This is a genomic window from Microlunatus speluncae (assembly GCF_009299835.1).
Classification (GTDB): Bacteria; Actinomycetota; Actinomycetes; order Propionibacteriales; family Propionibacteriaceae; genus Microlunatus; species Microlunatus speluncae.
The window spans coordinates 124,314-138,626 of sequence record NZ_VKCZ01000007.1; the positions used below are offsets into that span (position 1 = coordinate 124,314).

12 protein-coding genes are annotated in these 14,313 nt (G+C 68.9%); 4 read left to right on the plus strand and 8 right to left on the minus strand.

Annotated elements, in window-relative coordinates; genetic code table 11:
* Positions 1–622: 622 nt before the first annotated feature.
* Positions 623–1,639, minus strand: coding sequence for a 2-dehydropantoate 2-reductase (locus FNH24_RS10240; RefSeq protein WP_152362077.1), 1,017 nt, complete (start codon positions 1,637–1,639; stop codon positions 623–625).
* Between the two features lie 45 nt (positions 1,640–1,684).
* Between FNH24_RS10240 and FNH24_RS10245 the strand changes: the two genes are divergently transcribed.
* A complete protein-coding gene (locus FNH24_RS10245; RefSeq protein ID WP_152362078.1) occupies positions 1,685–3,130 on the plus strand; it encodes an ATP-binding protein in 1,446 nt (481 codons plus the stop codon).
* A 103-nt stretch (positions 3,131–3,233) separates the two neighbouring features.
* Positions 3,234–5,249 carry a BNR repeat-containing protein gene (locus FNH24_RS10250; protein WP_152362079.1) on the plus strand — a complete coding sequence of 672 codons (2,016 nt, stop codon included), beginning with the start codon at positions 3,234–3,236 and terminating at the stop codon, positions 5,247–5,249.
* A gap of 419 nt (positions 5,250–5,668) precedes the next feature.
* Here the strand turns inward: FNH24_RS10250 and FNH24_RS10255 are convergent, their stop codons facing one another.
* The 3 genes from FNH24_RS10255 to FNH24_RS10265 are packed head-to-tail and all read right to left on the minus strand — an operon-like array spanning position 5,669 to position 8,029.
* The gene (locus tag FNH24_RS10255) at positions 5,669–6,526 is read right to left on the minus strand and encodes a Gfo/Idh/MocA family oxidoreductase (RefSeq protein WP_152362080.1); all 858 of its coding nucleotides are present in this window, start codon (positions 6,524–6,526) and stop codon (positions 5,669–5,671) included.
* A 49-nt stretch (positions 6,527–6,575) separates the two neighbouring features.
* Positions 6,576–7,454: an aminoglycoside phosphotransferase family protein gene (locus FNH24_RS10260; protein WP_161606078.1), complete on the minus strand. Its 879-nt coding sequence runs from the start codon at positions 7,452–7,454 to the stop codon at positions 6,576–6,578.
* 23 nt (positions 7,455–7,477) lie between these two features.
* Entirely contained in the window at positions 7,478–8,029 is a 552-nt protein-coding gene (locus FNH24_RS10265; protein WP_152362082.1) for a DinB family protein, read from the minus strand.
* 108 nt (positions 8,030–8,137) lie between these two features.
* Here FNH24_RS10265 and FNH24_RS10270 point away from each other — a divergent pair, with 108 nt between their 5' ends.
* Positions 8,138–9,097 carry a helix-turn-helix transcriptional regulator gene (locus tag FNH24_RS10270; RefSeq protein WP_152362083.1) on the plus strand — a complete coding sequence of 320 codons (960 nt, stop codon included), beginning with the start codon at positions 8,138–8,140 and terminating at the stop codon, positions 9,095–9,097.
* 27 nt (positions 9,098–9,124) lie between these two features.
* Here FNH24_RS10270 and FNH24_RS10275 read toward each other — a convergent pair whose 3' ends face one another.
* A complete protein-coding gene (locus tag FNH24_RS10275) occupies positions 9,125–10,552 on the minus strand; it encodes a serine hydrolase domain-containing protein (RefSeq protein WP_152362084.1) in 1,428 nt (475 codons plus the stop codon).
* A 64-nt stretch (positions 10,553–10,616) separates the two neighbouring features.
* The gene (locus FNH24_RS10280; RefSeq protein ID WP_161606079.1) at positions 10,617–11,144 is read right to left on the minus strand and encodes a ribonuclease FAU-1 family protein; all 528 of its coding nucleotides are present in this window, start codon (positions 11,142–11,144) and stop codon (positions 10,617–10,619) included.
* Between the two features lie 94 nt (positions 11,145–11,238).
* On the opposite strand from FNH24_RS10280, the gene FNH24_RS10285 reads away from it, so the two are divergent.
* A complete protein-coding gene (locus FNH24_RS10285; protein ID WP_152362086.1) occupies positions 11,239–11,721 on the plus strand; it encodes a hypothetical protein in 483 nt (160 codons plus the stop codon).
* Positions 11,722–11,756: 35 nt separating this feature from the next.
* On the opposite strand, the gene FNH24_RS10290 is transcribed toward FNH24_RS10285, so the two are convergent.
* Both FNH24_RS10290 and FNH24_RS10295 read right to left on the minus strand, forming a co-directional pair.
* Positions 11,757–12,575 carry an endonuclease/exonuclease/phosphatase family protein gene (locus tag FNH24_RS10290; protein ID WP_161606080.1) on the minus strand — a complete coding sequence of 273 codons (819 nt, stop codon included), beginning with the start codon at positions 12,573–12,575 and terminating at the stop codon, positions 11,757–11,759.
* A gap of 56 nt (positions 12,576–12,631) precedes the next feature.
* The gene (locus tag FNH24_RS10295; protein ID WP_152362088.1) at positions 12,632–13,018 is read right to left on the minus strand and encodes a hypothetical protein; all 387 of its coding nucleotides are present in this window, start codon (positions 13,016–13,018) and stop codon (positions 12,632–12,634) included.
* Positions 13,019–14,313 lie beyond the last annotated feature (1,295 nt).

Genomic DNA, 14,313 nt, shown 5'->3' on the forward strand with positions numbered 1-14,313 from the left:
TCCGGCACAGCCCCTGGAATCCGACCACCAGCTAGCGGGCGACTCCAGCCTGAGCGGCGTGTCGCGGGTGACCCCCTCGACTGGTGGTCGAATTCCAGGGAGGTCGTTGCCCTAGCCTCGATCCTTCATGTTCTTGGTTCGGGTTCGGTGTCCCCGGGCTGCGGCTGGGTTGCGCATCCAGCCGAGGCCGGTCTCGCTGCCGGGTTTCCGCGACCTCACGCCGAGCGGGTTCAACTGATCGTTAGTGCCCTTGCTGACGGGGTGGTCGGCGGGGCGAGCTGGCGCACTGGCACAAATCGGGGGCGCAACGCCCAGCGGGACCGGAAATCGCCGATGGGACCGGGTTGCACCCCCGATTTGTGACGGTGCACCCGTCAGGACGGCCGCCTCGTCTGGCCACGACCACAGCGCCGAGGTCGGGCAGCGACAGGAATGCCACCGCACTCGGGGAGCGCGAGCGCTCGCTCTGAACGGGACCTCGAAACCCCGACCATCCCACTTTCCGCTTCAGGACGAACGTTCCGGTTGGCCGGCCGAACCTGTCGCCACCAAGATCACGAAAGATCGCGGCTAGTGGCGGGGTCAGGAAGTTCTGTGAGGTGTCTCTGTGGGCAACACGACACTAAGGCTCGGTCCCCGCTCCCCGCAGCTCGGCGAGCAGGTCGGGGCTGGTCCAGCTCCGACGCCCACCGGTTTCGGCGGCGCGGACCAGCTCGACCAGCCGAGCGTTCACCGGGGCACGTTGGCCGATCCGTTGGGCCAGCCGGATGACCTCGCCGTTGAGTTCGTCGACCTCGGTCGTCCGGCCGGCGTCGAGGTCGTCCAGCATCGAGGAGCGGGCGTGCGGGTCGATCTTGAGCATCGACGCGGCGAGCCGGGTGAACACGGCATCCGGCGCGGTCAGCAGGCGCGGCAGCCAGCTCGGGGGCAGCGGGGTGAGTCGGGCGACCGGGATCTCGGCGCGGCGCAGCAGGCGCAGCGCCTCGGCCAGGCTCAGCGCATAGCAGCGGCGGAAGCGCCGATCGGACAGCTCCTCCCGCAGCGGCAGGCCGGACAGGGCATTGACCGCGTTGTTGAGGTTGAACAGCAGTTTGGCCCACTGCACCGGGGCCAGCTCGGTGTGGCGGGCGAGCGGCAGCCCGGCCCGCTCGAACGCGGAGAGGTACGGCGACAGGGCCGGATCGGCCCGGACCGCGAACCCACCGTCGGTGCCGGCGTGGAAGTGGCCGCCGCCCTGGTGCGCCACGTTGAACTGCACCATTCCGTCCAGCACGATCCGCTCGGGCAGGGCGCGGCGGAGGATCGCGGCGTTGCACAGCCCGTTCTGCAGGCTGATCACCACCGTGCCGGGCCGGGCCACGTCGGCGAGCTCGGCGGCGGCCGACTCCGTGGCGGCGGACTTCACTGTGACCAGGACGAGTCCGACACCGGTCAGGTCGAGCGCCTTGGTGATCACCCGGGCCCGATCCGGCGGCACCCGCAACTCCGCGCCGTGCAGGTCGGTCAGCCGCAGCCCGTGCTCGGCGGTCTCGTCGGCGATCCGCGGCCGGCCGACGAACATCTCGGTGGTCCCGGTGGCGGCGAGCCTGCCGCCGACGTAGCAGCCGATGCTGCCCGCTCCGTACACACACACCTTCATCCGGTTCACCGTACGGCGTCCGCCGGCACAGCGTAGATTTTCAGGATGATCGGTTCGGGAACGGACGCCAACTACTTCGACCTGAACATCGAAGAGGTGCTCGAGCACTGGCCGGTGGCGTTCGCCATCCGGGAGTTGATCGCGAACGCGCTCGACGAGCAGATGATCACCCGGACCGCCGAGCCGGAGATCTCCAAGCTCGACGACGAATGGCGGATCAAGGACTTCGGCCGCGGTGTCCGCTATCAACATCTGACCCAGAACGAGAACGCCGAGAAGCGCCAGCACGACGAGGTGATCGGCCAGTTCGGCATGGGACTGAAGGACGCGCTGGCGGTCTTCCACCGCCGCGGCGTCGCGGTCACGGTCAGCTCATCGCACGGCGAGATCACTACCGAGCTGCGGTCCAAGGAGGGCTTCCCGGACATCCGCACCCTGCATGCCGGGGTGCACCCGCCGACCGGTGATCACCGGGGCACAATGATCACCTTGCGCGGCGTCACCGATGACGATGTGGCGACGGCGAAGCGGTACTTCCTGAGATACAGCGGTGATCAACTGCTGGAGGAGACCCGCTACGGGCAGGTGCTGGCCCGACCGTCGGGCGCGCCGGCCAACATCTACGTCAAGGGTCTGTTGGTCGCCCAGGAGGAGAACTTCCTGTTCTCCTACAACATCACCAGCCTGACCAAGGCGTTGCGCCAAGCCCTCAACCGCGAGCGCAGCAACGTCGGCCGCACCGCCTACACCGACCGGGTCAAGGCGATCATCACCGAATGCGAGACGGCCGCGGTCGCCCGGCCGCTGGCCGACGATCTGGAGAACTACCGGGCCGGCGGCATGCACGACGAGCTGTCCTGGAACGACGTGAAGCTGCACGCCTGCCGGGTGCTGGCCAGCCACGACAAGATCGTCTTCGTGACCGCCGGGCAGCTCGCGTTCGGCGGCCCGCAGGTGGAGTACGCGCGGGAGGAGGGCTACCGGTTGGTCCTGGTGCCCGACGATCTGGCGGCCAAGATCGGCGGCCTGGAGGATCTCGAGGGACGCCCGATGCTCGACCTCGACGCGTACCGCGAGGCCTGGAACGACGGCTTCAGCTTCGAGTTCGTCGACCCGAGCGATTTCACCGCGGCCGAGACCCGGGTGTATGCCCTCACCGACGAGATCATCGACCGCCTCGGCATCGACCCGGACCGGATCGGGGTGCGCGAGATCCTGGTCTCGGAGACCATGCGGCTGGCCGATTCCGGCCGGATGATCTTCGGCTTGTACGACCCGGCGGCGCAGCGGATCGTCATCCGGCGGGACCGGTTGGCCGACCCGGCCGACTTCTGCGGCGACCTGTTGCACGAGCTGACCCATGCCGAGACCGGCTTCACCGACGGCACCCTCGATTTCGAGGACGCCCTCACCCAGCGGCTCGGCATGATCATGACCGAACTGCTCGACCAGTCCGGCGCAGCCCCGGGGCCGGAACCGCAAGACAACTGAGTGCAATCCATTGCACCCGCAGAGTTCGTCGCTTAGGTTCGATATCACGCCCCCAACTGCCGACGTTTGATCACGGCCGGGACTGTGGATGAGGAGCGATCCCATGGCGACGACTCGACGACGAGTGCTGCAACTGACCGGAGCCGCCGCGGTCGCGGTGAGCCTGCGGACCACCGACCACGCGGCCGCCGACGACGGTCTCCCCGACGATGCCGCGGAGGTGTCCTGGGTGGAGGAGTTCGATCGAGCGGACGGCGCGCCCGGCGACGACTGGGCGGCGCTGCGCGGCGACTGGCAGCTGGTTGATCATGGACTGCGCACGCCTGCCGGGCCGGCGGAGCGGGTGATCGCGCGCACCGGCTTCGAGCTCGGTGCCCGGTTCCGGGTCGAGGCGACGCTCCGCTGTCTGCAGTACGACCACTGGTGCGGCGTCGCCTTCAACCTGATCGATCACGGCGACGGGACGCAGAGCTACTACGCCGTCCGGATCGTCACCCGCGCCGACAGCCGACCGCCGTCCTGGCAACTGCTCCAGGTCACCCGCTCTGTCGTCGACGGCGGCAGCCTGATCGCCCAGGGCCCGGTGCCCGTGCAACGGAACACCGACTACCGCGTGTCGATCGGATCGCGCAGCTACGGGGTGATCGACCTGATGATCACCGACGGGGCGGCGACTCTGCTCGACGGGCCGTTCGTGGTGCCGCTGGCCCGACTGCTCAGCGCCGGCAGCGTCGGTCTCTACGCCAATTCCGGCGAGATCGGCGTCGACCGGATCGAGGCCGTCACCACCACGCCGGCCGCCGACCCGCCGGATCCGGGGCCGCTGCAGTTCGTGCCGTTCGACGGCGTGCCGTACGAGTTGCCGAGCGCGGATGAGAGCGTCGTCGAGCACAGCGAGGTCGGCCCGACCTGGTCCGGTCACTCGGTCGGCCAGGCGCTGCTGACCCACGGTGATCAACAGTACGTCGCGTACTACGACGCGGAGCGGCGGATGACCGTGGCCCAGCGCACCCTGGGCGAGACCACCTGGATCCGCCAGGGTCTGGATTCGGTCGTCGGCTGGGACAGCCACAACTACGTCACTCTGGCGATCGACAGGGCCGGGCAGCTGCACGTCTCGGGCAACATGCACGTGGTGCCGCTGGTCTACTTCCGCAGCACCCGGCCGGGCGACGTCGCGTCGCTGGTCCGGATGCCGATCATGGTCGATGCCGGCACCGAGCAGCGGGTCACCTATCCGCGGTTCTTTACCAACCCCGACGGCGACTTGATCTTCCGCTACCGCGACGGCAGCAGCGGCGACGGCGTCGACCTCTACAACCTCTATGACAGCGCGGCCGGAACGTGGCGGCGGCTCCTTGATCAGCCGCTGCACGACGGCGAGGGCCTGCGCAACGCCTACGTCGAGGGTCCGACGCTGGGACCCGACGGGTTCTACCACGTCGCGTGGGTGTGGCGGGATTCCGGCGACGCGGCCACGAACCAGCACCTGTCGTACGCCCGGAGCCGGGACCTCCGGGCCTGGGAGCGCAGCGACGGCACACCCCTCACGTTGCCAATCACCTTTGCAACCGGCGAGGTGATCGATCCGGTGCCGATGAACGGCGGCATCATCAACGGCAATACCAAGATCGGTTTCGACGCCGATGGCCGGATCATGATCACGTATCACAAGTACGACGCGGACGGGAACACCCAGGTCTACGTCGCCCGCCGCGAACACCGCGACTGGGTGATCAGGAAGGTGAGCCGCTGGACGGGCCGGTGGGCGATCGGCGGTGGCGGCACGCTGCGCTTCGAGGTGACCGTCACCGGCGCGGTGCCGCTGCCCGACCGCAACCTGCGGGTCGACTTCACCTGCCAGGGCCACGCCCGGACCTGGGTCCTGTCGCCGGGCCTGCGGCCGATCGCCGAGCTGGACACCCCGCAACTCCCGCCCGAGATCACCACCGTGCGCTCGACCTTCCCCGGCATGCTCGTGCACGCCCCGGCCGACGCCGGCACGGCTCCCGAGGGTCGCTATCTGCTGCGCTGGGAAAGCAGGCCGTCGAACAAGGATCGACCGTGGGACCCGCCGCACCCCGACCCCGGCCCGCTCGAGGTCTACCGCCTGGATTGATCACAGCCGCTCTCAGCCCGGATCCGCCGATGATCTTGGTCGTGGTGTCGCGCCGAGGATCAAACCGCGCCAAGGAAGGGCGGGTTGCGGCGTTTCCTGGGAACACCAGCCGGGCACCCGGTTGCGCTGTGGTCGGGATCATCGACTGTGACGTTTCCCGGCTCACCGAGCACGAAACGGCCGGGAAACGTCACAGTCGATGCCCAGCTGGCGACTTTCGCCGCCGAACACCGGCGCCCGGCCGCACGACGCGGCGGACCGCCATAACCCGCCCGCTCCTTGGCGCCTCTTTCCGGCCGTGAGGCCGAACCGAAGTGGCAGCGACCTGGCTTGCCCTTCGACGGGCTCAGGGAACGAACAAGCGACAGGCCAGGGATCGAACAAGCGACAGGCCGGGGAACGAAAAAGCGCCGACAGGCTCAGGGAACGATCGAGGCGATCTCGATCCAGGCGCCGTCCGCGGCCAAGGACTGATCCGACGCGGCGTGCAGGGCGACCAGCTCGACGGCCTGATCAAGACTCTGATCCGGAGTCGCCCCGGCGCAGAAGTCGAGGTAGGCGCCGAGGGTGCGGCGGTAGAAACCCTCATGATCGATGATCTTGGTCGTCGACCACTGCCCGGCGACCCGGAAGCCGCCGCTCCAGCCGAGTGCCGCCGCGGCGTTGTCGCCGGCGTGGCAGTCGACCGTCACCCGATGATCTCCGTAGTCCAGGGTGAGGCAGCGGTCCGCGACGGTGCCGGTCTCGATCACCCGCCGGACGCCGAAGCCGCCGATCCGGGTCGCCACGGCGAGGGTGTGGATGCCGTACCGATCCCAGTCGCCGAAGCCCCGGGCGAAGCCGGCCTCGATCGGCGGACCGGCCGGCAGGAGGTCGGCCAGCTCGACGGCATAGCGCAGTGCCGAGCTGCTCAGGACCGGCGCTCCGTGGCCCCGCGCCAGCTCGGCGATCGCGCGCGCGTCGGCGAGGTTGGTGGCCAGCAGCTTGTCGAGCACCACCGGCTTGGCCCCGCGGATCACGGCCCGGGCGAACTCCGGATGGGTGTCGATGTCGTCCGGTGCCAAGATCAGGATCGCGTCGGCCTCGTCGACCAGGGCGTCGATCGAGTCCGCTCGCCGTACCTGATTTCGGTCGCACCAGTCCCCGCCGGGCACCGGATCGGATTCGTAGCCGATCACCTCGACACCCCGGTCGGCGAACGAGGTGCGCAGCAGCCGGAGGAAGACGTCGGCGTGGTAGTTGGCCAGATGATGATCGACGAAACCCAGTGTCCTCATGACCCCTCGATGCCCGGCCGACGGCCGATCTCGTACGCACTCGGGTTGATCACGGCACAACCGCGAGCGTCCTGATCATGGACCATACCGAGCGGTCGAGCCGAGCCCGATAGGGCCCCACCGGACCGGCGCCGTCCGCCTGCTCGACCCCGGCCGCGCGGATCGCCCGGGTCACCCCGATCAAGGAGGTCGTGCACGCCAGCCCGTCGACGACGGCGTGCCGGTGCACCGACCCGGCCCCCGCCGTGAAGGCCGGCAGCAGGGACTCGGCCGGACTGCCCGCCCACAGCCCGAAGCTGGCCAGATCCGCCCCGATCGGCCCGTAGCCGAGCTGATCCCAATCGATCGCGGTCACGGTCGATCCGTCGTGACGCAACAGATTGCGAGGCAGCGCGTCGCCGTGACAGAGCACCTGGGGCAGCGAATCGAGCCGATCAAGCACGGCGGCCCGCCGATCCCAGACCCGGCGGGCCAGGGTCAGGGCGTCGCGGTCACCATGATCGGGATCCAGCAGTTCGACGCCACCGGCGGCAGCGGCCAGCCCCACGCGGTCCCGCAGCCGGCCGACCGGAAACCACCCCGGATCCTCGATCCGCGTCGTCGTCAGCCGGCCGAGGGCGTGGGCGGCGATCTTGTCGGGCACCGGCCGGGAGCTGATCTCCGCCGACCACAGCGTGGCCCCCGCGTCGTCCTCCTCGACCCGGTAGCGCGGAGCCCGCAGACCGGCCAGTCGCCCGGCCAGGTCGGATCGGGCGAATTCCAGCTCCCGCCGCCACCAGCGGAACGACCGCCGATCACCCTCCTCCGCCGGCCGGGCCAGCCGCTTCACGATCCACCGCTCGCCGCCGACCCGGGCCCGCCACACCCCGACCGTGGCCGCGCCCTCCGCCCCGGCAAGCGGCTCCCAGTCCTCCGGCACGATGATCATCGCGACCATTGTCGCCGGTTGGCTCAGCCCATGCTCTTCGCGCCGTCGATGGACTCGCGGATGATGTCGGCGTGGCCGGAGTGCTGGGTCGTCTCGGACACGATGTGGATGAAGACCCGACGGGCACTCCACTCGCCCTCGGCAAACCAGGGCGCCTTCGGCAACGCCTGGGCCGCGTCCAGCGACGGCAACTCCCGCAGCAGCTCATCGGTCCGCGCGGCGACGGCGGCGTACGCGTCCAGGGCTCCGGCCAGCGTCTCCGTCGAGGTCAGCCGGAAGCTGTCGGCGAACTCCACCCAGTCCTCCTCGGTCATCTCGTCGAAGTCCTTGCCCGGCCCCATCGCGTCCGCCCCGTCGACGATGAAGCTGGCCCAGTTCCGCTCGACCAGGGTCACGTGCTTGATCAACCCGCCGATCGTCAGCTCGCTCACCGTGCTCTGCTCCGAGGCCTGCTCGTCGGTCAGGTCACGCGCGGTGAACCGGAGGAAATGACGCGCCTTCGCCAGGCTGTCCAACAGGTCGGCCCGCTCGCCGGTGGCGGTGGTCACGTCGGGGGTGATGGTGGTGGCGCTCATGATCTTGGTCCTCTCCTACCGCCCGCCGGGCCGTTCCCTCGGGCACGAGAACAACGCTAGAAACAATAGTTGCCAGTTTCTGTCCTCAAATGGAGCGAAGATGGATTCATGGCCAACACCAGCTCCCGGACGCTGCGGCTGCTGTCCCTGTTGCAGACCCACCGCTACTGGACCGGCGACGAGCTCGCCGACCGGCTCGACGTATCGGTCCGGACGCTGCGGCGCGACGTCGACCGGCTGCGCGAGCTCGGCTATCCGGTCGAGGCCGGCCGCGGCGTCGGCGGCGGTTATCAGCTCGCTCCCGGGGCGTCGCTGCCGCCGCTGGTGCTGGACGACGAGGAGGCGGTCGCCCTCGCGGTCGGGTTGCACACCGCCGCCCAGGGCTCGTTGACCGGCATCGCCGAGGCGTCGGTCCGGGCCCTGGCCAAGGTCATCCAGGTGATGCCCCGCGGCCTGCGCCGCCGGGTCGAGGCGTTGCGGTCGGCGACGGCCGCGCCCGTCTGGGGCGCGCCACCGAACACCGATCCGGAGGCGCTGGTGCTGCTGGCCCAGGCCTGCCGGGACGACGAGCGGGTCACCTTCGGCTACCAGGCGGCCGACGGCCGGGAAAGTGAGCGTCGGATCGAGCCCGCGCAGTTGGTCCAGTTCGGCCGGCGCTGGTATCTGGTCGGGTACGACCTCGACCGCGGCGCCTGGCGGAGCTTCCGGCTGGACCGGATGCAGCGGCCGGAGCTGACCGGGAAGCGGTTCGCGCCGCGGCCACTGCCCGGCGGCAACGCGGCCGCGTTCGTCGAGGCCGGCCGGCGCCGGTCCGGCCAGCACCGGGTCCAGCTGGACCTCGCCGCGGACGCGGCCGCGGTCCGCGCCCAGATCGGCCCGTGGAGCGAGGTGTCCGAGCTCGACGCCGGGCACTGCCGGGTCAAGATCACCGCCGATTCGCTGCAGTGGGCCGCCTTCGCCGTCGGCGTGACCGGCGCGGAGATCACCGCCTGCGACTCACCTGAGCTGATCGCCCTGCTGCGCGACTGGTCCGAGCGGTTCGCCCGGGCCGGCGCGGCCTTGAGTTGATCATGCGAGCGACCATGATCAACAGGCTCAGGTCCACCCGCCGCCGCTGCGCATCTCGGCCAGCGGCAACCCGTGCAGCGGGGGCTCGCGCCAACCGACCTCGGCCACCCGCTCGGGCAGCCGGCAGCTGAGCAGCAGCCGGTGCGGCGTGTCCAGCATGATCACCTCGGCCCGGAACGTGTCGTCGTCCAGCCAGCCACCGGAGCACGCCATCGGTGCCGGCCGCTCGGTCACGGTCCAGCGATCGATCCCGATCGGAGCGGTCAGGATCCCCGTCGGAGTGGTCAGCTCCAGCCGTGGCTCGGCCTCGCCGCCCAGCAGTCGTACCGCATCGACGAGACGTACGGCATCGGCCGCAGCCGGGACCGCGAACGGCTGATCGGTCCAGCGGTCGAGGCCGCCGGGCGGGGTGGCGGACCCGGCCACCGGCGCCAGCGTGAGCGAGCGGAGCCGCTTCGCCAGCAGTTCGTCGGCGACCGGGTCGGTCGGCCCGTCGGCCGCGCCGAGCGCGGGCAACAGGTGAGCCCAGACCGCGTCCAGCAACGCCTGCATGTCGATCGTCGCGGAGGTGATCGCCACCACCGCCTCCTGCTCGGGCAGCACCAGGCAGAACTGGCCGTACGCGCCGTCGCCTCGGAAGCCGTGCCGCGATTGCCAGAACTGGAAGCCATAGCCCTGCTGCCAGTCGACGGTCGGCCACGCGGTCGTGGCGACGTGCGAGCGGGTCGCCTCCCGGACCCACTCGGCGGGCAGCAGTTGCTCCCCCTGCCAGACGCCGCCCTGGAGGTAGAGCTGGCCGAGCTTGGCAATGTCCTCGGTCCGCGCGTGCAGGCCGCTGAAGCCGAGCTCGCGGCTCCGGGCGTCGCGCTGCCAGCCGACCTCGCCGATGCCGAGCGGATCGAACAACCGCGGCCGCAGGTATTCGGTCAGCCGCATCCCGGACCGGCGTTGCACCACCGCGGCCAGGGCGTAGGTGCAGGGTTGGTTGTACGCGAACACGCTGCCCGGCTCCTCCTCCGGCGGAGAGAGCAGGAAGCCCCGGATCGGCTCGTCCGGGTCGGCCCGGCGCGCCGCCTCGATCATCTCCTGCCGATGCCCGCTGGCCATCGAGGCGACGTGCCGCAGCCGGATCGCCCGACTCCGCGGATCGGTGATCTCGGCGTCGAATTCCGGGAAGTAGGAGACCAGCGGATCGTCGAGGTCGAGCAGACCCTCCGCAGCGGCCAACCCGACGGCGGTCGACGTGAAACTCTTACTCAGCGAGTAGAGCAGGTGCACCCGGTCCGCGCTGTACGGAGCCCACCAGCCCTCCGCGACCACCGAGCCACGGCGCACGATCATCAGGCTGTGCGGCTCGAGGTCCGCCGCCGCCTCGACCGTGTCGAGGAAGGCTTGCACGCCGGTCGCGTCGACCTGTTGCTCGGCGGGCGTGCTGCGCGGGAATCGGAAGCTCATGATCGCAGCATCCCTCACGATGATCACCACGTCGACCCCACCGACCTGATCATGAACACCTCGACTAGGGCGTAGCTCTCAGCGGGGCGAACAGTTCGGTCAACCCGGCGCCGAACGGGCCGGCCCGCTCGATGATCATGGCTCGCACCTCGCCGAGACTGTGCCGGGCCGCCGCGATGACCTCAGCCGGATAGTCGAGCCGGGCGGAGTTGGCAGCGAACTCGTCCTCGTCCAGCACCGTGACCCGACCATCCCGTTCCCGGACCAGATCGAGATCAAGATCGACCACGTGCGCCGACCTGCCTGTCCACGTGGGGATCGTGGTGATGTCGACGTACACCGGGGCGCCGACGGCGGACTCCGGATCGCCGAACCGGGCCAGATAGCCGCCCCGCTCCGGGACATGGAAGACGCAGGCGTACGGGATCGTCAGGGTCCGGGTGGCCCGCTCCATGATCCAGCCCGCGGCCATGCCGATCCACGATCCGCCCTCGCCGGCCCCCAGGAACGCGCCCGACATCTCGAAGTGGGCCGAGCCGCCCCACTTGGTGCCGACGATCCGGCACGAGTCGCCGGGGTTCCTGCCTTGCATCCGGCCCATCTTCGCCTACCCGTCCAGCTCCGGTGATCGCGGTGCGGCGGCCGAGGTGATCTTCATGGTCAGCCGTCGGGTTATCGTCCAGCCTGTGGCCCGACATGCGTTTCACGGTGCCGCCGGCCGGTTCGAGGTGGTGGCGGCGTTCGTTGCCGACCGGTTTCCCGAGGCGAGGTTCGTCGCCGATGTGGCCGGCGGCCAGGGGATGCTGTCCCGGTTGCTGTCGAAGCGTTACAACCTGCAGGCCGAAGTGATCGATCCGCGCGGCTGGACGCTGAAGGGAGTCGCCAGCCGGCCGGACCTCTATGCCGCGGAGATGGCCGACTACTACGACCTCGTGATCGGGCTGCATCCCGATCAGGCGCTCCGCCCGGTGGTCGAGTCGGCGACCCGGGTGCCGGTGCTCGTCGTACCCTGCTGCAACTTCTGGGCCACCGGGACGAAGCTCGGCCGCGAAGCCTTGCTGGCGGCGATCACCGCGCACCACGTCGCACTCGGCGGCAGCGTCGAGCCGATCACCCTGGAATTCGACGGCCCGATGAATCGCGGCCTCATCCTCAGCCCGGCCGGCTGACCTCGGCGTTTCATGACTCACTGGCTTAGCTCCGGTCAGCTTCCCGGGCGGACCGTTGCCTGGACGCCGAGGTGGTCCGATGCGTAGAACCCATCCCGATCCGGCGTTCCCCCGAGCAGCCGGACCTCCACCGGGACAAGGTCTCGGCTCAGGAAGACGTAGTCCAGCCGCACGACCGGGTCGTGGCTGGGCATCGTGTATCCGGGAAGTTGCGGATGGATCGTCGGCCAGGCGTCGATCAACGGCCGGGCACCCTGGCGCAGGACTTCAAGCTCCGGCGCCTCGGGGCCGACCGTGTTGAGGTCGCCGACGACCACCAAGCGAGTCTCCGCCAGGCGAGCGACGTAGTCGACGAGGGCCCGGGCCGCCCCGGTTCGAGCCGAGGCCGATCGGGGTGACCAATGGGCCACCACGAAGTTCGTGTCGCCACCAGGAGTCGCCACTACGGCATGCAGGATGCTCGCCGAGCCGTAGCCACTTTCGGCCTCCTTCGACGCCTCTCCCGTCGGCAACGCGACGGCAACCGAAGACCTGATCTTGTGCGGCGAGAGAACGGCAAGCCGGCCGTCCGGCTGATCCGCGCAATTCATCCCGAGCCGCGCGGAGAGCGCCTCACCCGCTGAACCGCCGCCCGTTCCCTCGTCGGCGACTTCCTGCAGGCCAACCAGGTCGAGTTCTGCCCGGCCCAGCACGTCGGCGATCAGCGGCAGCCTTCGGCGCCAGACTCCCCCTTCTGGCCGCATCGTGACTGCAGCGCTTCCCGCCACGGCGCCACGGACGATGTTCCGATCGGCGGCATAGCGCCACGGCTCACCGATCCTCCAGACGTTGAAGGTGCCGACCGACAGGTGCACGATCCGCGATCCTCCTTGCCAGGCTTAGCGGCGCGGCGACCGGCTCCAGTTCAGAATCAGCGCCAATTGATTCGGGCGAGCCTACGGGTGGCGTCGGCCCGTGTCCTGAGGCGGTCCTGGTGGTTCTGGCGTGCCGTCGTCGATACCCACTGAACCGTCGCCAAGACATCGTTCTTCTCGGCCTCGACGCGCTCAATCGACTGGCTGACCTTCAGGTAGGCATAGTCGTCAGCGAATCGGAGGCAGTCCGTCGAACCGATGATCGTCGCCTGGCTGAGAAGGTGCGTCTCGTCCGGAGTCGGTAGACGCGACAGCACCAGCTCGATGTCGTACGGATTCGTGACCTCGGCCGGATCCCACGGCACGATCTTGGCCGCCGCAACAGTCAGGTCGTCCTCTGGGTAGCCCTTGTACCCGGCAAGGTACGGCGAATTGACGGACATTCGATCACATCCCGCTCTCTGGCCGGCCAAGCCCAACCATCCCGAAGTGACTACCGATCGACACCCCACTACGGATCTTGGACCGGTTCGGATTCGCGATCATCTCAGACCCGACGGTCGAGCGCCGCGTCCGACAGTCGCCGGCGGATCGTCGAGGATGCCGTTGCGACGCCGGCTGGAAACGAAGACACCTCCTGACCCTGTCTTCCTGGTCAGGAGGTACTCTCGCTGGTGTGGTAGGTGTTGGATTCGAACCAACGTAGGCTGAGCCGGCGGATTTACAGTGGCTAAGCACCTGTTGATGCAACGAGGCTCTGACTAGGTGTTTCGCGCCAGCTTCGCACCCATCAGACCGCCATCTGACACGGATCTAACACGGACGGGCGGGCACTGGTTCGAGTTCACCTCGCGAGAGACGCCGACCTGCGGCCCGCGCCGAGGGCTCCTCCGTTCAGGATTGCACAACCTTCCGGATTCTTCGGACGGACTCCAAGTGCGGCGCTAATCTGCGAGGTATGGATCTGACTCGAAACTGGAGCTCATCGACGACCAGATTCGGGCAGCCAATTCCGGTCACCCTGACGACTTCGACGGCTGGCGCACTCAGACTGAAGTCGTGCTGCGGAAGCTGCTGGAAAACGGCGGACCCCTTCTCAAGTCATTCAATGCGATCAGGACCCTGCTCGTTCATTTGCTCAGTTCTATGGGCAGCAAGGTTGCCGATCGTCATCTGGGCACCTGGTAACGGACCACTCGCGGCATGCCCTAACTGACACCGTTGTCATGACGGTACGGTGGCCATCTTGGCCCGCACATGATGCCGCCCTTGATCGGTTACCGTCGACGTTCGTCCGACCGGAGTTTTTGTCACGACCCGTTGCCGTCAAATAGCGCCGAGCCCCTTCACGGTGAACTCCCGGACCACCTCGTACCGTGCCTCGGTCAGAGTTCCGATCACCTCGGGCCGTGGATTCCCACACTCGTCCTGGGGCAATCTGATTCGCACGGCGCGATGGTTGTCCAGACGGGCGAGCACGTAAGGCTGGATAGGTGCCTGGGCCGGGCAAGCGGTGTTGGGCTCGAGCTTTGTGTCGGGCAGCCTCAGAGTCGCCTGCTGCTGCTCTGTGAGGGTTAACGCCCGTTCCTCGACTCGCACCTGCTTAGCCCGGGGTTCGCCCGGCCAATGGCACCAGATCAGTTGGGAAAGATCAGTATCAGGTGAGGGGACGATCGGCTGCTCAAGGGGGTACGACCCCAGGCCCAATTCCTCTCCGTCTGTCGGACAGCTCGCCGGC

What these genes read in the sequence shown, in the direction of transcription:
- FNH24_RS10240 (WP_152362077.1), bottom strand. Translation starts at nt 1,639, where the DNA reads ATGAAGGTGTGTGTGTACGGAGCGGGCAGCATCGGCTGCTACGTCGGC.
- FNH24_RS10245 (WP_152362078.1), top strand. Translation starts at nt 1,685, where the DNA reads ATGATCGGTTCGGGAACGGACGCCAACTACTTCGACCTGAACATCGAA.
- FNH24_RS10250 (WP_152362079.1), top strand. Translation starts at nt 3,234, where the DNA reads ATGGCGACGACTCGACGACGAGTGCTGCAACTGACCGGAGCCGCCGCG.
- FNH24_RS10255 (WP_152362080.1), bottom strand. Translation starts at nt 6,526, where the DNA reads ATGAGGACACTGGGTTTCGTCGATCATCATCTGGCCAACTACCACGCC.
- FNH24_RS10260 (WP_161606078.1), bottom strand. Translation starts at nt 7,454, where the DNA reads ATGATCATCGTGCCGGAGGACTGGGAGCCGCTTGCCGGGGCGGAGGGC.
- FNH24_RS10265 (WP_152362082.1), bottom strand. Translation starts at nt 8,029, where the DNA reads ATGAGCGCCACCACCATCACCCCCGACGTGACCACCGCCACCGGCGAG.
- FNH24_RS10270 (WP_152362083.1), top strand. Translation starts at nt 8,138, where the DNA reads ATGGCCAACACCAGCTCCCGGACGCTGCGGCTGCTGTCCCTGTTGCAG.
- FNH24_RS10275 (WP_152362084.1), bottom strand. Translation starts at nt 10,552, where the DNA reads ATGAGCTTCCGATTCCCGCGCAGCACGCCCGCCGAGCAACAGGTCGAC.
- FNH24_RS10280 (WP_161606079.1), bottom strand. Translation starts at nt 11,144, where the DNA reads ATGCAAGGCAGGAACCCCGGCGACTCGTGCCGGATCGTCGGCACCAAG.
- FNH24_RS10295 (WP_152362088.1), bottom strand. Translation starts at nt 13,018, where the DNA reads ATGTCCGTCAATTCGCCGTACCTTGCCGGGTACAAGGGCTACCCAGAG.